Source organism: Streptomyces sp. NPDC005151, assembly GCF_053599875.1.
Genome location: NZ_JBSFYR010000051.1, coordinates 34,242 through 54,292 on the forward strand (window position 1 = coordinate 34,242; position 20,051 = coordinate 54,292).

Below are 20,051 nucleotides of genomic sequence, written 5' to 3' on the forward strand. Positions count from 1 at the left end.
GCCTCGTCTGCGACCGTCCCACCCTCCACGAGTGCGCACTCGTGCGTGAATACCGCCCTTTGCAAGCACGTGTAATCATGATTACCCGCGCCCTGCAGTCCGGGGCACCCAACGTGCTGCCTTGGAGGCTCCCTTGACGCTCGCAGCCATCGGCCCGATGCTCTCCGAGGGCCGGGCGCACCACCGCCCTGTCGCCGCCTTCGACGCCAACACGTTCGAGCACCTGCAGGCGATCGTGGCGGGGGCGGAGCTGGCGGGCAGCGGTGTGATCATCCAGATCGGCGAGACGGCGGTGGACCATCACGGCGGGCACCTCGCGCCACTCGCCCGGGCCGCCGCCGAGATGGCGCGCACCGCCACCGTGCCGGTCGGGCTCCACCTGACGAAGGTGCGCAGGACCGCACTGCTCGCCCAGGCAGCGCACTGTGGCTTCGGCTCGATCATGTACGACGCCGGTCATCTCTCCTACGCCAGAGCCGTCGCCGTGACTCGGGACGCGGTCTCGTGGGCGCACGAGCAGGGGCTCTGGGCGGAGGCGGAGTTGATGGACACCGGGGGCCGCGGGGGTCCGCGTGCCGCACGGATCGGCACGTCGCCCTGCCCACACGGAGCGCACCTCGCCCCCGGGATAGCCCAGGAGTTCGCCGACGCCACCGGCGCCGACGCACTTGTACTCAGCGGCGAAAGCCACCCCTTCGGCACCTGCACGGCAGATGACCACCGCTCGCTGCTCGCCGGGCTGCGGACAGCGGTGAACGTGCCTCTCGTCCTGCGGGAGTTGTCCGCGGCGAACGCAGCAGAACTGAGCGCAGCGGTCGTCGCAGGCGTGGCCAAGCTCGGCTTCGGGCGCGCTCTCGACCCCGCGATGACGCGGGCGCTGCGCGACGGGCTCGCGGCGGGTGGCACGCAGGACCCGGCCGCCTACCTCGCTGCCGCCCGCCGGGCGATGGCGGACGTGGTCGCCAACCTCATCCAGACCCTGGAGGGCCCGGACGCCGGGCCGAGCCCGTGCCCCCCTGCCGGAAAGCACCACGCCGGACGGCATTGACGGCCTGACGGGCCGGCCGCTGTGCTCCCACCAGGGGAGGCGGCCCACAAAGTCTGCGCGGTTTGATGCGGCTCCGGATAGGACCACGAGAAACCAGGCCGCAGGGACCGGGTACTTGGCGTTGAGCACCCGGCCCCTGCAGATTGCGGGACGCACTCCTGCCAGCCTGTTCCGGTTGCCTCCCGCACTCGTCAACATCGACGTCGTGGCGAGGCAGGCGCCTCCCGAACCCATCGAGAGGTGACTTCACCACTGCCCGATAAAGTCACGACCCCCAACAGGCCGTGCGACAACCCACACGCATACCTTCGGTCGTGCTGTCGAGTACGTCCCGCCGCCGCCGATCGGCCGTCAAGGCGCTTTCGGGTACCGGGCGCCCGTGTCGCCGGGCTGATCAGGATGCGGGTCTGGTTCGCTCACTCACGTGCCGTCCGGCACCTGACACCACAGAAGCGGAGCAGACATGGCAGACCTGGCCGATGGCCTCTACCGGATCTCCTTCACCCCCGAGCAGGTCCTCACCGGGCCGGACTCTCGTGCCGGAGGGCCGCTGATGCTCCTGCCAGACAACGGGGATCCCGGGCAGGACTGGAAGGTGCGGAGCACCGGCAACGGTGCCCATACCATCAGCACACCCCGTGACCTGCACGTGAGCTACGACGGCGACCCGGACATGCACGAGCTGTCCGTCCTGCTGCCCGGGGCCCGCGACTGGCACCTCATCCCCGGCGACAGGCCCGACACCTTCATCATCAGCGTCCCGAACACCCCGATGCGGCTCGGGATGAGCCTGCTGCGGATCTTCCCGCCCCGCATCGCGCTGGCTCCCGAGTACGGGCCCCAATACCAGGCCTGGACCTTCCAGAAGGTCGGATAGCCGCGCTGCCCGCGGACCCGCGCAGCCGCCCCCACCAACGTCCTGCTGGAACCGTTGCTGCCGACCGGCATCAAGTCCGTTTGGCCGCCGAGGAGGGTGTAGCGGCGGAGCGTCGTCATGACACGTCGTTCCGGAAGAAGGGGCGGCACCGAGCGGGGCCTCACCTCTTCCGCAGGGCGTGTTTGAGAACTGAGCTCCTGGCCACGCTCCATGCTGTGATGATTTCGGTGTGGGGCGTGGGGGATCTTTCCGATGAGCAGTGGTCGTGCTGGAGCCGTTGTTGCCGGTGGTGGGGGTGGGCCGCCGGTCCCGGAATCGACGGCGGTTGATCGACGGTGTGCGGTGGCGAGTGCGGACGGTGTGCCGTGGCGGGGCCTGCCATGCGGGTACGGTCCCTGGCAGACCGTGTACGAGCTGTTCAGACGCCGGCAGCGTGAGGGTGTGTGGGCCCGGGTCCTGACTGCATTGCAGACACGGGCGGATGCGTCCGGGTTGATCACGTGGGAGTTGAACGTCGACTCCACGGTCTGCCGGGCCCATCAGCACGCTGCCGGCGCCCGCCGCGACGGGGCGGGGCAGAAGGAGCCGCCGGGCGGGGTCCGGGCGGAGCCGGATGATCACGGGCTGGGACGGTCGCGGGGCGGGTTCTCCACGAAGATCCATCCCTTGATCTTCGCGGGGAATCCCGGCGTTTACGCCGGGAGTGAATGCGATCCGTGGGGCGGAGGCGCGGAGCGCCGGAGTGCTCTGCGCCGTTGTCAGTGGGGCCCACTATGTTGATCAGGGAACCGAAGGGGGTGGGCTGGGTGATCCGTGCGTACAAGTTCCTCATGCGGCCCACCGTCCGCCAGGACCAGGCTCTTCGCGAGATGCTGCGCGATCACTGCTCGCTCTACAACGGTGCCCTGCAGGAACGCCGCGACGCCTGGCGGCACACCTCGAAGACCACGGTCCGATACGGGCAGCAGTCTGCGCAGCTCAAGGAGATCCGGGCCTTCGACCCGGAACGTCAGGGCCGCTGGTCGTTCTCCTCCCAGCAGGCGACCTTGCGTCGGCTGGACAAGGCATTCGCCGCGTTCTTCCGCCGCATCAAGGCCGGAGACAAGCCCGGATACCCGCGCTTTCGTGGAGCGGCCAGGTCCGACACGGTGGACTTCCCCAAGGACGGTGACGGCTGCCGCTGGGACTCCATCCCCAACGGCCCTGTGACCCGCGTGCGCCTGCAGGGGGTCGGGCACGTCAAGGTGCACCAGCACCGGCCAGTGACCGGCAAGGTCAAGACGATCAGCATCAAGCGTGAAGGACACCGCTGGTACGTGATCCTGACTGCCGAGCAGACCGAGCCGGAGCCGCTGCCCGCCACCGGCAGCGTGGTCGGCATCGACCTGGGCATAGCCAACTTCCTCGCCGACTCAGGCGGCGGATTCGTGCCCAACCCCCGTCACGGGCAGAAGGCCGCCGCGAAACTCGAAGCAGCTCAGCAGTCGCTCAGCCGGTGCAAGCGCGGCTCCAGGCGTCGACGCAAGGCCGTGGAGGAGGTTGCCCGGCTGCACGGCAAGGTGCGCCGTCAGCGGCTCGACCACGCACACAAGACCGCGCTTGACCTCGTGCGCGAACACGACTTCATCGCGCACGAAGACCTCAAGATCCGCAACATGAGCAAGGCCCCCGAGCCGCGTCCGAACGGGGACGGCACCTACGCCCCGAACGGGGCTGCGGCAAAGGCCGGGCTGAACCGCTCGATCGCTGATACCGGATGGGGATGTTCCCCGCGATCCTGAACGCCAAGGCAGAGTGCGCCGGACGGGAAGTGATGGCCGTGGACCCCCGCAACACCTCGCGGCGCTGCCCCGAATGCGGGCACATCGCCAAGGAGAACCGGCCCACACAGGAGAAGTTCCACTGCGTCTCGTGCGGCCACAGCGCGCACGCGGACACAGTGGGAGCCACCAACGTTCTACGGGCCGGGCCGGTCCGTCGCGACGCCAACCCGGCATAGCGAGAAGCCCCCTCGTTTACGAGGGGGAGGAGTCACGTACACCAGCTGCCAGCCATGCGCCATGTGCGCCGGCGGCATCGTCCGCTCCGGACTCGGCCGTGTCGTCTACGCGCTCTCCACCGAGCAACTCATCGAACTCAACCCGAAGTCAGGCGACTGGCCGACGGTAGCGCAGGACGGCCCGGCCCGGCCCTGTTCGACGAGGCACGCGCCCCCATCGACGACTACTACCGCCATAACTGAGAGCGCCGACTAACGCCACCAAAACCCTGGAAGTACCCGCCTCAGCAGAGGGCTGGGGCAGCGTGGAGGACATGTCCTCCACGCAGAGACCGTGGTCAATCACGAACGAGACTTCGTGAGCTGGTCATAAGCCAGTGCCAGACACCGTTCTCGATGCGCTTGGCGAGGTCGTCGGTCAGGGCCATGCAGTCGGACCACGGGGCCGGCCATGGTGGTTCGGTTCTCCGATTCGTTCGGTGGCACGGCGGTTCAGGCCGCGAGGGCGGTGGTGCCGGGGCGGCCGATACGGCGGCCGTTGATGCTGGGCGCATCGGCGTGGGCGAGGGTGGCGAGGCGGTAGCAGCCGGTGCGCTCGCGCTTGTGCTCGTACATGGCGACGTGCCGGCCGGCGGGGCGGGCCGCGTTGCGGTCCAGGCATACGTCGGCTTCTCTGGAGGTCGCCGATCCCGAGGCGGACTCGCAACGGAGTCCTCGCAGCTCAGTGGCTGTGACTCAGCACTGCATTGATCGCAACGCCCGTGGTGCAAAGGCGTGTCACCCGGCTGGCCCGGGACTCCAGGTAGCGTTGCTCGGCGATGCTGGCGGTGGACTTCGCGGCGCGCCGGTAGTGCTCGTACGCCCCGGCCGTGTCGCCGGTCTTCTCCAGCAGATGCGCCCGCACGGACAGCAGCCGGTGGTGCCCGGCCATCCGCTCGTCACTGTCCAATGTGGACAGCAGGGCCAGCCCGGCCGGCGGGCCCTCGGTCTCGGCGAGCGCGATCGCCCGGTTGAGGGTGACCATCGGGTTGGGGGCGATCCGTTCCAGGATCAGGTAAAGGGTGTGCACCTGCGGCCAGTTGGTCTCCTCGGCCGTGGCCGCGTCGGCGTGCGTGGCGGCGATGGCGGCCTGCAGCTGGTATGGCCCCAGCGCTGGGCCGGCCAGCGACGCCTTGACCAGCTCCAGCCCCTCGTCGATCAGCCCGCGGTCCCACTTCGTACGGTCCTGCTTGTCCAGCGGCACCAGATCGCCGGCCGCCGTCGTACGTGCCTCCCGGCGGGCGTGGGTCAGCAGCATCAGCGCGAGCAGCCCGGTCATCTCGCCGTCCTCGGGCAGCTGCGCGTGCACCATCCTGGCCAGCCGGATCGCCTCGTGCGCGAGGTCGGCGCGGTGCAGCTCGCTGCCCGAGGAGGCGGTGTAGCCCTCGTTGAAGATCAGGTAGAGCACGTGCAGGACGACCCGTAGCCGCTCCTCGCGCTCCGCGCCGTCCGGCAGGCTGAACGAGCTGCCGGCGGCCTTGATGCGCTGCTTGGCCCGGCTGATCCTGGCCGCCATCGTGGCCTCCGGCACCAGGAACGCGCGGGCGATCTCGGCAGTGGTCAGGCCGCCGACGGCCCGCAGCGTCAGGGCGGTCTGGGAGGCCGCGGTCAGCGTCGGATGGCAGCACAGGAACAGCAGGACGAGCGTGTCGTCGGTGTCCGGTACGTCCTCGGGCACCACCTCGGTGGCCGTCGCCGACTCCCGCTCGCGGCGCGCGTGGTCACTGCGCATCTGGTCGATGAGCCGCCGGGACGCGACAGTCACCAGCCAGCCGCGCGGGTTGTCCGGCACTCCCTCGGCCGGCCACTGCACGGTGGCGGCGAGGACGGCCTCCTGTACGGCGTCCTCACACCCTTCGAACTGGGCGTGCCGACGTACCAACGTGGCGAGGACCTGCGGCGTGAGTTCACGCAGCAGGTCCTCGAAGTCCGGTGCTGTCATGCTTCCAATTGTCCGTCAGCGAACATCACCTGCCGCACCTCGATCCCCAGACCCTCGATCGCGGTGTCCGGGATCTGCGCTGCCAGCTCGATCGCCCGATCCTTGTTCTCGCAGTCGATCAGGTAGAAGCCGCCCAGGTACTCCTTGGACTCCAGGAAAGGGCCGTCGGTCACCACCGGCTGGCCGTTGCGTACGGACACCACAGCGGCCTGTGACGGGTCGACCAGCGCCTGCGTGGTGATCAGCTCGCCGGATGTCTTCAGTGCCTCGATGAACGTGCCGTGGCCGTCGCCGATCGCCGCCTTCTCCTTGTCGGTCAGCGCATCGATCACGGCCGGGTTGATATGCATGCTGATCAGGAACTTCATTTCGTGCTCCTCGTGGTTCGCGAGCCCCGGCTGGGCCCTTCGACCGGTTGGTCGGAGCCGCCGCCGTCGTCTTGACATCCTCCGCCGACACGTTCGCATGAGTTTTTCGCCGTCGCATCGCCCGGACCGTGAGGTCGTCATGTCCGGTGACGCCTCACCGTGGGTGACGCCCCACCGTGGCAGACACGGGAGATTTCCGTCCGTCCCGATGTCAAGAAGCGTTTCGCCGCTCCGACCAACCGGCGAAACGTCGAGAGAACAGGGAGTTTCGGATATGCGAGTCAACCGGGTATGGCTGGGACTGGTCGTCCTCATGCTGCCGACATTGCTCGTCGCGATGGACATGACGGCGTTGCTCCTCGCGCTCCCACGGCTGAGCGCCGACCTGGGTGCCACCAACGTCCAGCAGTTGTGGATCAGTGACAGCTACGGACTCATGGTGGCCGGCCTGGTCATCACGATGGGTACGCTCGGCGACCGGATCGGCCGCCGACGGCTGCTGATGATCGGCGGGGCGGCGTTCGCGGTGCTGTCGGTCGTGGCCGCCTTCGCGGTCAGCCCGCTGATGCTGATCGTCGCGCGTGCGCTGTTGGGCGTCGCCGGCGCGAGCCTGGCGCCGTCCACACTTGCCTTGATCACCAACATGTTCCGCGACGAACGACAGCGCGGGCAGGCCATCGCGATCTGGGCGACCTGCCAGTTCACCGGCGGCGCACTCGGACCCGTACTCGCCGGATTCCTGCTCCAGTACTTCTGGTGGGGATCGGTTTTCCTGGTCGCCGTGCCGGCGATGGCGTTGCTGCTGCTCGCCGGGCCGGTCCTGCTGCCGGAGTTCCGCAGCGACCAGGCCGGCCGTCTGGACCTGGCCGGCGTCGGGCTGTCGCTCGTGGCGGTGCTTTTGATGGTTTACGGCATCAAGCAGCTGACCGTCGAGAGCGTGCCAGTCGTTCCGGCGGTGGCCCTCGTCGTCGGCGCAGCCATCGGATTCCTGTTCGTACGCCGGCAACTGCGGCTGGAGACGCCGCTGCTGGACCTGCGGCTGCTGCGCAACCGCCCGTTCACGGCCGTACTCGTCGCGCTGGTCTTCGCCGGCATCGCCATGGCTGGTACAGGCCTGCTGGTGACCCAGTACCTGCAGAGCGTGCTGGGCTTCTCGCCGGTCGCGTCGGCGGTGCTGTTCGCACCCATGGGCCTGGGCGTGGCGGTCGGCACCATGGCCGCGCCGGCGCTGGCCCGGCGGATGAAGCAGACGACCGCGATCGCCGGCGGGCTGGTGGCGTCGGCGCTGGGCAGCCTGCTGCTGGTCGGCGTCGACACTGCGAGCGCCCTGCCGCCGGTGATGATCGGCATCGCCGTACTGGCGCTGGGCACCGGCCCGCTGTTCGCGCTGGGCACCGGGCTGGTCGTCGGGTCCGTACCGCCGGAGCGCGCCGGCTCGGCGGCGTCGATGTCGGAGACCGGCAACTACTTCGGCGGCTCGCTCGGCTTCGCGCTGCTCGGCGTGGTGGCCGCAGTGGTCTACCGCAGCCGGATGGACGGCACGTCCGACTCGATGGCCGGCGCGGTCGCCGCCAGCCAGCACCTTCCCGCCGGCCAGGGCGCGGAACTGCTGCACACCGCGCGGGAGGCGTTCACCGCCGGCCTGCACGTCACCGGCGTCGTCGCCGCGGTCATCTTCGCCGGGCTGGCCGTACTGATCCTGACGATGCGCCCGGCAGCCCGGGCCACCCCGGCCGCACTCCCCGACTACGAGGCGACTCGCTCGTAGAACCCTGCCGAGGCCGACGTTGTGGCCCTCGGTCGCCTCGCTGTACCGGGCGCTCGCCGAGGCCGAGGAGGTCGCAGCGGGTGACCACCTTGGTGCCCTCCGCGATCTGGTCGAACACGTCCAGTCGGTAGCCGGTGAGCGACGCCTTCAGTTCGAGGTCGCCCGCGACCCAGGCCGAGCGCTCGTTGGGGCCGTCGAATCCTTGGAGCACGAGGTCCTTCGAGATGCACCGCTCGAAGCCGGCGGCCAGGTCCCCGTTGTAACTGGCGTAGAACGCCGCGGCGACCCGGCGCGGCGAGAGACCGGATCCGGACGGGGCACCGTGTGATCCCTGGCTCTGCGCCTCGGCCGGAGTGGCGACGGTGGCGAGGGCCGCGGCGGTGCCGAGGCCGGTGATGGTGCCGATCATCCTGCGCCGGCTGGGGGCGGGGGCGGATGCGGCCTCGGAGGACTTCTTGGCGGTCATGTGAACTCCTGGTGGGTGAGCCGTTGGGGGCGCGAGGTCAGTGGGCGCGCAGCGGGGCGAGGGCGTTGGTCCAGGCGATGACCTGGTCGAGGGTGGTGGTGAGGGCATCGCGCTGGGCGTCGATGGGCTTGAAGGCGCTGAAGTTCTCGAAGTCGTTGAAGAGGGAGAGGGCGACCTGGGAGCGCACGTCGGCCATCTGGAGTTCGCCGGCGATGAGGCGCAGGTGCTCCACGGCGCGGGTGCCGCCGGTCGAGCCGTAGCTGACGAAGCCGACGGCCTTGTTGGTCCATTCGGTGTAGAGGAAGTCGATGGCGTTCTTCAGCGCGCCGGGCACCGAGCGGTTGTACTCGGGACTGACGATCACGAAGCCGTCGAAGGACGCGATCTTCTGCGCCCAGGTCTGGGTGTGCGGCTGGGCGTACTGGCCCATCGACGGGGGGGGGTAGGCCTCGTCGAGCAGCGGGAGCTTGTAGTCCACCAGGTCGACGAGTTCGAACTCGGCGTCGGTGCGCTGGGCGGCGTTCTTGTGCACCCAGCGGGCGACGGCCTCGCCGTTCCGTCCCGGGCGGGTGCTTCCGAGGATGATGCTGATCTTGGTCATCAAGCAATTGCTTGACGGAGCAAGTACGCACGAGGGCCACTTGACTCGTCAAGGACTTAGGGGTGAGGGGGTGCAGGGGCAGGGCCGGCCCCTGCACCCCCGAGCTTCTTGACCCGTCGGGGAGCGGACAAGGCCTACTCGTCCCGCAGCAACCGCGCCTACCTGCGAACTGGCCAAGGACGTCGCCGCGATGGACAACGTGGGCCCCGCGTACACGGGGGTAGATCCGGCACATTCAGGTCGCCGTGCTCGCGGGTGTATCAGCCCCTACGCGGGGGGATCCGCCGGACGGACGCCGCTTGCAGGAGCTGCTGACGTAGTCCTCGCGTACGCGAGAGGCGGCCGTCTTTATCGTCTTCAACTCGGCCGGGTTCGTCAGTGGTGTTCCGGGAGCAGTTCTTGCCGGCGCGTGGCTCCCAAGGGGGTTACAAAGAACCGTCCAACCGGTATATTTCTTTTCGTTATTCACACAACAGGGCGATGCGGTCAACTTCGCGTGAGTTGGGCGGAACGGGTATTCACCGTGCACTCGCACTGCACGGTGTCGCTGGGTTCTGTCTTTTCCTCCCCCATCGCTGCTTGGTTCGGTGCGCTGACAGCACAGTCTGGGAAAAGGGGGAGGCCCGGAATCGTGGGTGACTTGCAGGCGCAAGTGGTGGTCGTGGGCGGAGGCCCGGTCGGGTTGCTCCTCGCCTGCGAGCTGGCGGGATACGGGGTCCGCACCTTGGTCGTCGAGGCGGAGACCGGTGTGTCTGGCCGGCCCAAGGCGACCACGCTGCATGCCCGGACTGTGCAGTCCTGGTCCGGCGTGGTTATCTCGGCGGGCTCGCCGGCGCAGGGAAGCAGGCGAGCTCCGCCTTAGCGAGCTGCACTTTTCACTTCGCAGGGATTCCCGGCCTGACTATCTCGGCCCCGGCCACGGAACCGCAGCCGATCCTCAAGTGTCCGCAGGAGGAGCTGGAGAGCCTCTTCGAGGAGCGGGCCCGGGCCGCCGGTGCGATGATCCTGCGCGGTCACCGTGTGACCGAGGCACACCAGGGGCCGGACGGGGTCCACGTCACGGCGGAGGGACCGCGCGGCCGGGTGACCTGCGCGGCCGAGTACGTGGTGGGAGCGGACGGCGCGCGCAGCACAGTGCGCGAGCAGGCCGGCTTCGACTCCCGGACGTACCCGGCCACGGTCTCCGCGATGGCGGGCGATGTCCGTCTCGAGAAGGCGGACGCCCTGCGGCAGGGTTGGCACCGCACCTCTCGCGGCTGGATCCTTGCCAAGGACGTCCCGCATGGCGGGATCCGCTTGCGGACACTCAACTGCGCGGGCACGCACCGGGCACGTCATCTGCCGCTCACCCTGGAGGAGCTGCGCCGGGAGGTCTCCTGGATCGCGGGACGGGACATCGCGATGCGGGCGCCGAAGTGGCTGAGCAGGTTCAGCGATTTCTGCCGGCTCGTCCGGTCCTACCGGAAAGGGCGGATCCTGCCGGCGGGGGACGCGGCGCACGTGCACTTCCCGATCGGCGGCCAGGGGCTGAGCACCGGTCTGCTGGACGCCCTCAATCTCGGCTGGAAGCTGGCGCTCACGGTGCGCGGCGCCGCGGGTGAAGGGCTGCTCGACACCTACGACCAGGAGCGCCGGCCCGCCGCGCAGCGGGTCATCGACAACACGCGGGCGCAGCTGGCCCTTATGCGGCCGGATGCCGAACTCGACCCGCTGCGCGCCCTGTTCGGTGAGCTGCTGGCCGGAGGATTGGAGGGCGGCGTATTGGCTTCCGTGATCAGTGCCCAGGACACGGTGCTGCCTGCGCGCGGCGCGGATTCTTCCCCATGGGAGGGAAGCTTTCTGCAGAATGTCGAACTGACCACCCGGGAAGGCCGCACCGATGTGATTGGCCTGCTGGGCGAGGGGCGGCCGCTGCTCCTGCTCTTCGGCGGGCAGGCCAGCGGCTACGAGACGCAGGCGCAGGCATGGGCCGGGCTGCTGCGGATGGTGCGTGCCGAGCCGGTACCCGATCTGCCGTGTGAGGCAGCGCTGGTGCGGCCTGACGGGTACGTGGGCTGGGCGGCGGGGGGAGGCCGGCTCGCCCCCGCTCTCAGGGCGTACTTCGGTGAGGGCGGGGGAGCGGTGGCCGATGGCGTGGAGGCCAGGGGTGCTCGTTCGGGCGCGGTCAGCTGAGAAACGTCGGCTGCTGCACGATGTGCATGTTCTGCAACTCGCTGTGGACCGAGGCTCCCCTGCCCTCGGAGAAGTCCACCGCAGCGAGCACCGGCGGCACCACAACACTGGGCAGCACGTGCCGCAGCAGGGCGGTGACTCTGCGCGGCAGGTCCTCGTAGTTGGACATGGCCTGGGACATGGCCTGGACGCCTGCGAAGGCTCCCACCAGGACGTCGGAGGTCTCTGCCGGCACGACGTGAGGCATCAACTCGCCCTGGGCCTGCGCTTTCTCCAGCAGATCAATGCCCACTTCGCTCCAGCGCAGGAAGGGGCCGCTGCGGTTGAGTCCCTGAGCCTGATGGTCGAGCGACAGCCGGACACCGGCCCGGACAAGGGGGTCGGTCTGCAGGCGGTAGGCGTGCAGGGCCGTCGTGTCCACCAGCTGCTGGACCTTGCAGGCACGGTCGGGAATGGGCAGCTGGTGATCCTGTTCACGGATCACCCCCTCCGCCAGGTCTTCCTTCGTAGGGAAGTGGAAGTAGAGGGCACCCTTGGTCACACCGGCGGTGGTGAGGATCTCGCTGATCGTCGCGGCCAGGTAGCCGCGTTCCTCGAAGACCTTGGCCGCCGCTGTGAGGATCGTCCACCGGGTGCGGATCGCCCGGTCCTGCATCACCACTCTCGGCCTCCTTTCTTCGATGAGCCCCGAGACCCCAATAAAAACCGTCTGGTTTGTATCTTACAGCGGAGTTGCGATGCGCATACCTCCCCATGGACGTACCAGATTCAATGCATTGCAAAAACGAACACAGCGGGACAGGGGAGAGCGAGGAGCGGATGGCGGGGTGCGGCTGCTGTGGTCGGCCGGACGGGGAGAGGGAGGCCCCGGTGATCCTGGTGACGGGTGCCACCGGAACGGTGGGGCGGGAAGTGGTCCGGCGGCTCCCCGCCGATCTGCGCGTTCGCATCATGGCCAGGGATCCCGCGAAGGTCACGGGGGCGTCATCGACGGCGGAGACAGTCGCCGGGGACTATGAGGATCCGCGGTCGCTGGCCCGGGCTGTGACGGGGGTGCGGACGGCATTCCTCGTCACCACCCGCGTCGCAGGCGACGACGACTCCCGGTTCGTTCGCGCCGCACAAAGAGCCGGGGTGCAACGGTTGGTGAAACTCTCCGCGGCAGCTGTCCTCGACCAACAGGCCGACGACCTCATCACCCGGTGGCAGCGTGCCAACGAGGAACTGCTGCGCGCCTCCGGCATGGAGTGGACCCTGCTGCGTCCGCGCGCGTTCATGTCCAACTCCCTGGCCTGGGCGGCCTCCATCCGGTCCGAGCGCACCGTCCGCGCGCTCTACGGGACGTCGGCCAACGCCTGTGTGGATCCCAGGGACATCGCCGAAGTCGCCGTGCGGGCCCTGACCGAGGAGGGGCACGCCGGATGCACCTACACCCTTACAGGACCGGAGGCGCTCACCGCGATCGGGCAGACGGAACAGCTCGGCCGGCTGCTCGGGGTTCCCCTGCACTTCGAGGAGTTGAGCCGGGACGAAGCGTGCGCTGCGCTGAGAAGGCGCTATCCGGCGCCGGTCGTTGAGGCGCTGCTGGAGAGCGCGGAACGGCAGCGGGCAGGCGCCAAGGCTCAAGTGGAGGACACCGTCCGTACGGTGACGGGCCGGCCGGCGGGATCCTTCCGGGGGTGGGCCGAGGACCACCTCGAGGCCTTCGCCCTGCAAGAGCCCGGGACGCCGGTCCCGAGCCGATCCGTGCAGCATGCTCGTTCGTCACAGCCGCGGAGGACGGATCGGAGTGGAGGAACATGACGCGGCGTCAGTTTGGAGGGGCCTGGTGCCCAGCACGCTGCGCACCAGGCCCGGGAGGTCACCCCGTGAGCGACGTCATGGTCACGGTGGCCCGGAACGCAGGTATTCCCTCCTGCTGGGCGGTCACGAGCACGGCCTCCTCGTAGCCCGTGCACGATGCCGGAATTCGGCGCGCCTCAATGGTGCAGGGTGTGTCCATCTCGACGTAAGCGCTTGAATTCGCTGGTGATGTCGAGAGGCAGGGAAGCATGTCCCAGCGTCCCAGCCCCGCGGGGCCACTCCGTGGCCGAGCGCGGCCTGGTCGACGACGTCATCGACCCGGCGGAGACCCGCGAGGTGCTCATCCGGTCCCTGGCCATGCTGCACAGCAAGCACGCCGACCTGCCCTCCCGTAAGCACGGCAACCCCCCGCAGTAACAGCACGACCCTTGACGGCAGTACGAGTCAACCGCACGACGGTTCTGTTATTTTGCCCGAGAGGTCTGCTGTGCCCGCGAGAACGCCCGTTTGTCAGGGCAGATTTCCGCCGGGGAATCGATGGACGCCTGAACGCGTCCTTGCGGTCGGACAGCATGGAGTCGCGTGAATCCCCACCTCAGAGGCGTGCGGGAGGAGGTTGCGTATGCCTGGCTGACGGTGCATCAAAATAGCACGAAGGGTTTGCCGTTGACAAACCGGCTGGCCTGTTTTGTACTCGTGAGGTGCCGGGAAATGCACATTCACCGAGGGGGAAACGGCGTGCAGATCGACGTACTGGGCATATTGGACGTCAGGGAGAATGGGGCGTCCATCGCTCCTACTGCGCCGAAGCCCCGGCAGGTGCTCGCTCTTCTGGCGCTGCACGCCGACCAGGTGGTGCCGGTCTCCGCTCTCATCGACGAGCTGTGGGCGGGCCGGCCCCCGCGCAGCGCGCGCACCACGTTACAGACCTACGTCCTGCAACTGCGCGACCTCATCACGCTCGCGCTGGAGAAGGAGACGCCCGCCGCCGAGCCTGCTTCGCCCCCGCGGCGCCGCGCCAAGGACGTCCTGGTCACCTCGCCCGGCGGGTACATGCTCGTCTCCGGTGGCGGGACCAGCGACGTCCGGGAGTTCGAACGGCTCGCGGGCGTGGGCTACCGTGCGATGGACGCAGGGGACTTCCAGGGCGCCTCGCGCCTGCTGCGTGAGGCACTCGCCCTGTGGACCGGCTCGGCCTTCGCAGACGTGCAGACCGGTGCGCAGCTGGAGATGGAGGCCAAACGGCTGGAAGAGAGCCAGCTGTGCGCCCTCGATCAGCGCATCGAGGCCGACCTCCGGCTCGGCCGTCACCGCGAACTGCTCCCGAAACTGACCGTGCTGACGAGCCGTTACCCCACCCACGAGAACCTGCACGCCCAGTTCATGCTGGCGCTGCACCGCTCGGGGCGGCGCGGCGAGGCCCTTGACGTCTACCACCGGCTGCGCAGCACCCTCGTACGGGACCTGGGCCTGGAGCCCTCGGCACGGTTGCGCCAACTCCAGCAGTCGATCCTGATAGCCGCGCCGGAGACTTCGCTGGCTGCGGAGCAGCAGATGCCTGCGACGGTTCCTCTCCCCTCTGCCCGTGTGGGCAGCGCACGCTCGTTACCCGTGAACTGACGTGTGAGAGGCGGGTCGTGCCACAGCGGCGCAGATCACCGCGACTCTGGCTGCAGTGCGGCGCAATAAGTGGGTAGCCTCAGACGAAATCGTTAAGTTACCACTTGGTAACTGGCTTTCGTCGGTTCGAGGAGCTCACTCATGCAACTCGTCGCGATCATCGTGTCGCTGGCCCTGATCGTGGTCGGCTTCGCGCTGTTCTTCCGAGCCACCTTGCAGATCTATCACTTCGTACGGCTCGGCCAGCCCGTCCCCAAGGGCTTCCGGACCAACAACCCCTACCAGCGCAGTGTGACGCTGGTCAGGGAGTTCGTCGTCCACACCCGGATGAATCGCTGGGGTCTCATCGGGGTGGCGCACTGGTTTGTGGCAGTGGGCTTCTACTCGCTGCTCCTGACCCTCGTCAACGCCACAGGCCAGCTCTTCAATGCCGACTGGGTGCTGCCGGTCCTCGGCCACTTCACGCCCTACAACGTCTTCGTCGAGTTCCTCGGCACAATGACGGCGCTCAGCATCCTGACCCTGATCGTCATCCGCCAGTTGAACCGGCCCTCGACCCCCGGCCGCAAGTCGCGGTTCGCCGGCTCCAAGACGGGCCAGGCGTACTTCGTCGAGACCGTCGTCCTCATCGTGGGCACCTGCATCGTGGTGCTGCACGCCCTGGAGGGCGCCATGCACCACGTCGACCACTACGAGGCCTCGTACTTCATCTCCTACCCGTTGGTCGCCTGGTTCCAGGGGATGAGCCTGTCTACCCTGCAGCACCTCGTCTACTTCTTCGCTGGCCTGAAGATCGCGACCTCGTTCATCTGGATGATCACGGTCTCGCTGAACACCAACATGGGTGTGGCCTGGCACCGTTTCCTGGCCTTCCCGAACATCTGGTTCAAGCGCGACGCGACCGGTGAGACGGCCCTCGGCGGCCTCCAGCCGATCACCTCGGGCGGCAAGCCGATCGACTTCACCGACCCGGGCGAGGACGATGTCTTCGGTGTCTCCCAGGTCGAGCAGTTCTCCTGGAAGGGCCTGCTCGACTTCTCCACGTGCACCGAGTGCGGTCGCTGCCAGTCGCAGTGCCCGGCCTGGAACACGGGCAAGCCGCTCTCCCCGAAGTTGCTGATCATGTCGCTGCGCGACCACGCGCACGCCAAGGCGCCGTACCTGCTCGCCGGTGGCGGCAAGGACATGGAGGGCAACGAGAAGGCGACCGAGGAGCAGCTGAAGGACGTACCGGCGGCCGCTCTCGCGGAGGCCGGGCGCCCGCTGATCGGCACCGTCGAGGAGAACGGCGTCATCGACCCGGACGTGCTCTGGTCCTGCACCACCTGCGGTGCGTGCGTGGAGCAGTGCCCGGTCGACATCGAGCACATCGACCACATCGTCGACATGCGCCGCTACCAGGTGATGATCGAGTCCGCGTTCCCGTCCGAGGCGGGCACGATGCTCAAGAACCTGGAGAAGAAGGGCAACCCCTGGGGCCTGGCCAAGAAGCAGCGCCTCGAGTGGCTCAAGGAGCTCGACTTCGAGGTGCCTGTCGTCGGCAAGGACATCGAGGACCTCGCCGAGGTCGAGTACCTGTACTGGGTCGGCTGCGCGGGCGCCCTCGAGGACCGCGCCAAGAAGACCACGAAGGCCTTCGCCGAGCTGCTGCACATCGCGGGCGTCAAGTTTGCGATCATGGGCGGCGACGAGAAGTGCACCGGTGACTCCGCCCGCCGTCTCGGCAACGAGCCCCTGTTCCAGCAGCTCGGGCAGGAGAACGTCATGTCCCTGAACATGGCGTTCGGCGAGGAGTACGACGACGACGGCAAGGTGACCGAAGAGTCCCGCAAGCCCAAGTCGGCGAAGAAGATCGTCGCCACCTGCCCGCACTGCCTCAACACGATCGGCAACGAGTACCCGCAGCTCGGCGGCGACTACGAGGTCATCCACCACACGCAGTTGCTCCAGCACCTGGTGGACGAGGGCAAGCTGATCCCGGTCACCCCGGTCGACGGTCTGATCACGTACCACGACCCCTGCTACCTGGGCCGCCACAACAAGATCTACACGCCCCCGCGCGAGATCATCGCGAAGGTGCCGGGACTGCGGAACGAGGAGATGCACCGCCACAAGGAGCGCGGCTTCTGCTGCGGCGCCGGTGGTGCCCGGATGTGGATGGAAGAGCGGATCGGCAAGCGCATCAACAACGAGCGCGTCGACGAGGCCCTCTCCCTCAACCCGGACATCGTCTCCACCGCCTGCCCCTTCTGCCTCGTGATGCTGACCGACTCGGTCAACGGCAAGAAGAACGACGGCCAGGCCAAGGAGTCCATCCAGGTCGTGGACGTCGCCCAGCTCCTGCTGGAGTCCGTGAAGACCCCGGTCGACGACGAGCCCCCGGCGGGCGCGTCGGAGGCGGAGAGCGAGCCGGAGCCCGAACCCGCGACGTAGCGCCGTAAAGAACGTGATGTGAAGACGACTTGGGGGCCGCCCCGTGGCGGCCCCTAGGGCCTGTTGCGAAAGTGGATCGTCTGTCAGACCTGCCTGGGATACTCCGAGCATGGAGATGACAGTGCAGCTGACGATCGACTGCTCCGATCCGCAGAGAATGGTGACTTTCTGGGCCGAGGCCCTGGGCTACGTGCCTGAGCCTCCGCCGGGCGGGCACGCCACGTGGCGTGCTTACTGGGCGGCGGTGGGGGTGCCCGAGGCAGAGTTGCCGGCCGGTGCCGGGGATATTCCGGAGTCGATCATCGATCCCGCGGGACGTGGGCCGAGGGTGTGGTTCCAGCAGGTTCCGGAGTCGAAGGTCGCCAAGAACCGGTGGCACTTCGACCTGAAGGTCGGTGGGGGCCGTGACGTCCCGCTGGACGTCCGCACACAGCGGGTCAAGGTTACGGTGGAACGGCTGGTCAAAGCTGGTGCCACCGTGCTGCGGATTAAGGATGAGCCGGACATGGGGCTCTACGCCGCCGCCATGCAGGACCCCGAGGGCAACGAATTCGACGTCGTCTGAGGGTCGTTGTGACGGTGCTGGTCACAGCCACTCGTTCACGGCTGCGACCAGCACCGTCGCCTCGTAGCGGACAGAGAGCTTGTCGTACCTCGTGGCCACTGCCCTGTGTCTTTTGAGTCGGTTGATCCCGCACTCGACCGCATGGCGCTCGCGGTAATCCACCGCGTCGTAACGCGGCGGTCGGCCGCCATGGGAGCCGAGCTTCCTGCGGTTGCGGGCCTGGTCAGCCTTGTATGGGATGGTGCAGCGGATTCCACGGCGGCGCAGGTAGGCGCGGTTCTTGCGGGAGGAGTACGCCCGATCGGCGCGTACTCGATCGGGGCGGACGCGTGGCCGGCCCGGTCCGATGCGGGGTGCGCGGACATTCTCCAGCACGGGCTCGAATTGCGGCGAGTCGCCGCACTGCCCGGCCGTCACCACGATCGACATGGGCTTTTGGCCCTGCTCGACAGCCATGTGCAGCTTGGTGGTGAACCCGCCACGTGAGCGTTCCAGCCCGTGATCACAGGGCTCGGCCAGCACTCCGCCCGGTGGTTCCTTCTGTAGGTCCCCCTGCTTCCTGGCCCCTGCCGCATGCTGATGGGCGCGACACACTGTGGAATCGACGCTCAGGTCCCACGTGATCCCGCCCTTCGCGTCGGCCTGGGACTGAAGTCGAGTGAGGACCCGGTGCCAGGTGCCGTCTCGTTGCCATCGGCGGAACAGATCGTAGATCCGGCCCCACGGACCGTACTCGACGGGCACATCCCGCCAAGGAACTCCTGTCCGAACCCGGAAGCGTATGCCGTCGATCAGCCGCCGCCGGGGCCAGATGGGCGGCCGTCCCACCTTCGCTCCCTTGGGCAACAACGGCTCCAACACCGCCCACTGTGCATCCGTGAGATCTCCCCGCGCCATGAACCACGATTATTCATCACTCAAGATCCACTTTCGATACACGCTCTAGGCGCCGCACCGTGGGAGACAACCCGCGAGGGTAGGGCGAACGGCAATGATTAGTCATGTTTTTCGTTCCTCCATATATAAAACCACGCACGCGGTTTGTTAATGTCGGTGTGGCTCCTGCACGGGCATGCCCGCGCAGGCCTGCGGATTCCGCGAGCACGGCACCCCCCACGCCAGGTGTACGTTGCAAGGGGCATGAGATGTCTGCGTCTTTTCCGGCTTTCGACGTCCCGTTGCCCAGGAGGCAGCACATGGTCAAACAGGAGCGAGCGGCACGCACGCGGCGTTCGCTGATCCAGGCCGCGGCCGAGGTGTTCGCCGAGGTGGGCTTCGTCCATGCGTCGTTGGGCGCCATCAGTAAACGGGCCGGTGTCAGCAACGGGGCGCTGTACTTCCACTTCGCCAACAAGAGCATGCTCGCCGAAGCGGTCGAGGCAAAGGCCACCGAGACCGTTCGTCGGCTCACCGAGGGGGCGCGGGCCTGGCAGGGCGACTCCTTGCAGTCGGTGGTGGACGCCACGCACGAGCTGATGGGCACCCTGGCCCAGGACGTCGTGGTCCGCGGCGGCTTCGAACTCGCCGGTGACATCGCGCGCCGTACGAAATCCCCGCTGCGGAAGGAGTGGCAGCGCTGGGTCGAGGACAGCCTCCGCCGCGCCGAGCGTAGCGGTGTGCTCGCGGATGGGGTGTCCTGGGTCGACGCCGCCCGTGTCATCGTCGCCGCGACCACGGGCCTGGAAGTACTCGGCGGCAGGGATGCTTCCTGGCTGTCCCGGCAGAACGTCACGCTGTTCTGGGAGTTGCTGCTGCCGCGGCTTACCGACGGGCGGGCCCTGAACACATTGGTGTGCTCCGGCTCGCGGCCGCCGACTGCCGTACCCGCACGGGCGCAGTCACAGCTGACAGCCCCCGAGCGGTAGCAGGCACTCGGTCTGTTTACTGCGTGTTCTGCGGCATCGTCCCCTCTTCGGCTCTCGGGGTGTCGCACAGGACATTCCTCGATTCCCTTGAACTTCGCTGCAACGGAGGAGGGTTGTGACCGTGCGGCACCAGGGGTAACCCTGACTCCGGGCAGACGGCGGACGACGGCCGCGAGCGCCTGGTGCGGAGCGTCTGAGCAGAGGGCTCGCGCGAAGAACCCGGGGCATGAACGGGGAGGCCGCATGCGAGGGGAGTACGCAGCGCACCCGCATGCGGCGACCGAGTGTGAGGAGAAAGATTTTCGAGTCGTCCGCGTTTTCTTTTCGGCCGAGTTCTCAGGGCTTCCTTCTGCGTTTCTCAAAGCACGCCTTCCCTGTCTGTTCTTTGAGCAAGGCCGCGAAGTTTGCTGATCGGCTGGGCTGTCAAGGGGTGATTCGTGCTGGTGGGAGGGCCTGGACGCGCGACGGGACCCCAGCACGACGGG

Annotated in this window: 18 protein-coding genes and 3 pseudogenes; 14 read left to right on the forward strand and 7 right to left on the reverse strand. The window is 68.1% G+C overall.

Annotation, left to right across the window (positions count from 1 at the left end; genetic code table 11):
- Positions 1-133: 133 nt before the first annotated feature.
- The 5 genes and pseudogenes from ACWD6R_RS24880 to ACWD6R_RS24900 form a co-directional block, all read left to right on the forward strand.
- A complete protein-coding gene (locus ACWD6R_RS24880; protein WP_451820722.1) occupies positions 134-1,048 on the forward strand; it encodes a class II fructose-bisphosphate aldolase in 915 nt (304 codons plus the stop codon).
- A 463-nt stretch (positions 1,049-1,511) separates the two neighbouring features.
- Complete coding sequence (locus tag ACWD6R_RS24885) at positions 1,512-1,925, forward strand: hypothetical protein (RefSeq protein WP_451820723.1); 414 nt, start codon at positions 1,512-1,514, stop codon at positions 1,923-1,925.
- A gap of 252 nt (positions 1,926-2,177) precedes the next feature.
- Positions 2,178-2,705, forward strand: a complete 528-nt coding sequence (locus ACWD6R_RS24890; RefSeq protein WP_451820724.1) for a transposase — start codon at positions 2,178-2,180, stop codon at positions 2,703-2,705.
- A 26-nt stretch (positions 2,706-2,731) separates the two neighbouring features.
- Positions 2,732-3,924: pseudogene (locus tag ACWD6R_RS24895) on the forward strand (RNA-guided endonuclease InsQ/TnpB family protein).
- Positions 3,925-3,958: 34 nt separating this feature from the next.
- A pseudogene (locus ACWD6R_RS24900) lies at positions 3,959-4,167 on the forward strand (nucleoside deaminase); the annotation flags it as partial.
- A gap of 249 nt (positions 4,168-4,416) precedes the next feature.
- Here ACWD6R_RS24900 and ACWD6R_RS24905 read toward each other — a convergent pair.
- The 3 genes from ACWD6R_RS24905 to ACWD6R_RS24915 all read right to left on the reverse strand — a co-directional run bounded on the left by ACWD6R_RS24905 (position 4,417) and on the right by ACWD6R_RS24915 (position 6,273).
- The gene (locus ACWD6R_RS24905) at positions 4,417-4,539 is read right to left on the reverse strand and encodes a hypothetical protein (protein WP_451820725.1); all 123 of its coding nucleotides are present in this window, start codon (positions 4,537-4,539) and stop codon (positions 4,417-4,419) included.
- A gap of 106 nt (positions 4,540-4,645) precedes the next feature.
- Positions 4,646-5,905 carry an RNA polymerase sigma factor gene (locus ACWD6R_RS24910; RefSeq protein ID WP_451820726.1) on the reverse strand — a complete coding sequence of 420 codons (1,260 nt, stop codon included), beginning with the start codon at positions 5,903-5,905 and terminating at the stop codon, positions 4,646-4,648.
- Complete coding sequence (locus tag ACWD6R_RS24915; protein ID WP_451820727.1) at positions 5,902-6,273, reverse strand: YciI family protein; 372 nt, start codon at positions 6,271-6,273, stop codon at positions 5,902-5,904. The genes ACWD6R_RS24910 and ACWD6R_RS24915 overlap by 4 nt, the downstream gene beginning before the upstream one ends.
- Positions 6,274-6,547: 274 nt before the next feature.
- Here ACWD6R_RS24915 and ACWD6R_RS24920 point away from each other — a divergent pair, with 274 nt between their 5' ends.
- Entirely contained in the window at positions 6,548-8,041 is a 1,494-nt protein-coding gene (locus tag ACWD6R_RS24920) for an MFS transporter (protein ID WP_451820728.1), read from the forward strand.
- Here the strand turns inward: ACWD6R_RS24920 and ACWD6R_RS24925 are convergent.
- Positions 7,944-8,507: a hypothetical protein gene (locus tag ACWD6R_RS24925; RefSeq protein ID WP_451820729.1), complete on the reverse strand. Its 564-nt coding sequence runs from the start codon at positions 8,505-8,507 to the stop codon at positions 7,944-7,946. The genes ACWD6R_RS24920 and ACWD6R_RS24925 overlap by 98 nt on opposite strands.
- A gap of 37 nt (positions 8,508-8,544) precedes the next feature.
- A complete protein-coding gene (locus ACWD6R_RS24930) occupies positions 8,545-9,108 on the reverse strand; it encodes an NADPH-dependent FMN reductase (protein ID WP_451820730.1) in 564 nt (187 codons plus the stop codon).
- A 190-nt stretch (positions 9,109-9,298) separates the two neighbouring features.
- On the opposite strand from ACWD6R_RS24930, the gene ACWD6R_RS24935 reads away from it, so the two are divergent.
- Both ACWD6R_RS24935 and ACWD6R_RS24940 read left to right on the forward strand, forming a co-directional pair.
- Complete coding sequence (locus tag ACWD6R_RS24935; RefSeq protein ID WP_451820731.1) at positions 9,299-9,970, forward strand: FAD-dependent monooxygenase; 672 nt, start codon at positions 9,299-9,301, stop codon at positions 9,968-9,970.
- 95 nt (positions 9,971-10,065) lie between these two features.
- Positions 10,066-11,280: an FAD-dependent monooxygenase gene (locus tag ACWD6R_RS24940; protein WP_451820738.1), complete on the forward strand. Its 1,215-nt coding sequence runs from the start codon at positions 10,066-10,068 to the stop codon at positions 11,278-11,280.
- Here the strand turns inward: ACWD6R_RS24940 and ACWD6R_RS24945 are convergent.
- Positions 11,273-11,941, reverse strand: a complete 669-nt coding sequence (locus ACWD6R_RS24945) for a ScbR family autoregulator-binding transcription factor (RefSeq protein WP_451820732.1) — start codon at positions 11,939-11,941, stop codon at positions 11,273-11,275. The genes ACWD6R_RS24940 and ACWD6R_RS24945 overlap by 8 nt on opposite strands.
- Positions 11,942-12,150: 209 nt before the next feature.
- Here ACWD6R_RS24945 and ACWD6R_RS24950 point away from each other — a divergent pair, with 209 nt between their 5' ends.
- The 5 genes and pseudogenes from ACWD6R_RS24950 to ACWD6R_RS24970 all read left to right on the forward strand — a co-directional run bounded on the left by ACWD6R_RS24950 (position 12,151) and on the right by ACWD6R_RS24970 (position 17,701).
- Positions 12,151-13,083, forward strand: coding sequence for an NAD(P)H-binding protein (locus ACWD6R_RS24950; protein WP_451820733.1), 933 nt, complete (start codon positions 12,151-12,153; stop codon positions 13,081-13,083).
- Positions 13,084-13,368: 285 nt separating this feature from the next.
- Positions 13,369-13,500: pseudogene (locus tag ACWD6R_RS24955) on the forward strand (carboxyl transferase domain-containing protein); the annotation flags it as partial.
- Positions 13,501-13,821: 321 nt separating this feature from the next.
- Positions 13,822-14,703: an AfsR/SARP family transcriptional regulator gene (locus ACWD6R_RS24960; protein WP_451820739.1), complete on the forward strand. Its 882-nt coding sequence runs from the start codon at positions 13,822-13,824 to the stop codon at positions 14,701-14,703.
- A 141-nt stretch (positions 14,704-14,844) separates the two neighbouring features.
- Positions 14,845-17,136: a (Fe-S)-binding protein gene (locus tag ACWD6R_RS24965; protein WP_451820734.1), complete on the forward strand. Its 2,292-nt coding sequence runs from the start codon at positions 14,845-14,847 to the stop codon at positions 17,134-17,136.
- Between the two features lie 109 nt (positions 17,137-17,245).
- A complete protein-coding gene (locus tag ACWD6R_RS24970) occupies positions 17,246-17,701 on the forward strand; it encodes a VOC family protein (RefSeq protein ID WP_451820735.1) in 456 nt (151 codons plus the stop codon).
- 21 nt (positions 17,702-17,722) lie between these two features.
- Here the strand turns inward: ACWD6R_RS24970 and ACWD6R_RS24975 are convergent, their stop codons facing one another.
- On the reverse strand, positions 17,723-18,598 hold the full coding sequence (locus ACWD6R_RS24975) for an IS5 family transposase (protein ID WP_451820736.1): 876 nt from the start codon (positions 18,596-18,598) through the stop codon (positions 17,723-17,725).
- A gap of 299 nt (positions 18,599-18,897) precedes the next feature.
- Between ACWD6R_RS24975 and ACWD6R_RS24980 the strand changes: the two genes are divergently transcribed.
- Positions 18,898-19,566 carry a ScbR family autoregulator-binding transcription factor gene (locus ACWD6R_RS24980; RefSeq protein ID WP_451820737.1) on the forward strand — a complete coding sequence of 223 codons (669 nt, stop codon included), beginning with the start codon at positions 18,898-18,900 and terminating at the stop codon, positions 19,564-19,566.
- Positions 19,567-20,051: the final 485 nt, after the last annotated feature.

What these genes read in the sequence shown, in the direction of transcription:
- ACWD6R_RS24885 (WP_451820723.1), top strand. Translation starts at nt 1,512, where the DNA reads ATGGCAGACCTGGCCGATGGCCTCTACCGGATCTCCTTCACCCCCGAG.
- ACWD6R_RS24890 (WP_451820724.1), top strand. Translation starts at nt 2,178, where the DNA reads ATGAGCAGTGGTCGTGCTGGAGCCGTTGTTGCCGGTGGTGGGGGTGGG.
- ACWD6R_RS24905 (WP_451820725.1), bottom strand. Translation starts at nt 4,539, where the DNA reads ATGTACGAGCACAAGCGCGAGCGCACCGGCTGCTACCGCCTCGCCACC.
- ACWD6R_RS24910 (WP_451820726.1), bottom strand. Translation starts at nt 5,905, where the DNA reads ATGACAGCACCGGACTTCGAGGACCTGCTGCGTGAACTCACGCCGCAG.
- ACWD6R_RS24915 (WP_451820727.1), bottom strand. Translation starts at nt 6,273, where the DNA reads ATGAAGTTCCTGATCAGCATGCATATCAACCCGGCCGTGATCGATGCG.
- ACWD6R_RS24920 (WP_451820728.1), top strand. Translation starts at nt 6,548, where the DNA reads ATGCGAGTCAACCGGGTATGGCTGGGACTGGTCGTCCTCATGCTGCCG.
- ACWD6R_RS24925 (WP_451820729.1), bottom strand. Translation starts at nt 8,507, where the DNA reads ATGACCGCCAAGAAGTCCTCCGAGGCCGCATCCGCCCCCGCCCCCAGC.
- ACWD6R_RS24930 (WP_451820730.1), bottom strand. Translation starts at nt 9,108, where the DNA reads ATGACCAAGATCAGCATCATCCTCGGAAGCACCCGCCCGGGACGGAAC.
- ACWD6R_RS24935 (WP_451820731.1), top strand. Translation starts at nt 9,299, where the DNA reads ATGGACAACGTGGGCCCCGCGTACACGGGGGTAGATCCGGCACATTCA.
- ACWD6R_RS24965 (WP_451820734.1), top strand. Translation starts at nt 14,845, where the DNA reads ATGCAACTCGTCGCGATCATCGTGTCGCTGGCCCTGATCGTGGTCGGC.
- ACWD6R_RS24970 (WP_451820735.1), top strand. Translation starts at nt 17,246, where the DNA reads ATGGAGATGACAGTGCAGCTGACGATCGACTGCTCCGATCCGCAGAGA.
- ACWD6R_RS24975 (WP_451820736.1), bottom strand. Translation starts at nt 18,598, where the DNA reads ATGGCGCGGGGAGATCTCACGGATGCACAGTGGGCGGTGTTGGAGCCG.
- ACWD6R_RS24980 (WP_451820737.1), top strand. Translation starts at nt 18,898, where the DNA reads ATGGTCAAACAGGAGCGAGCGGCACGCACGCGGCGTTCGCTGATCCAG.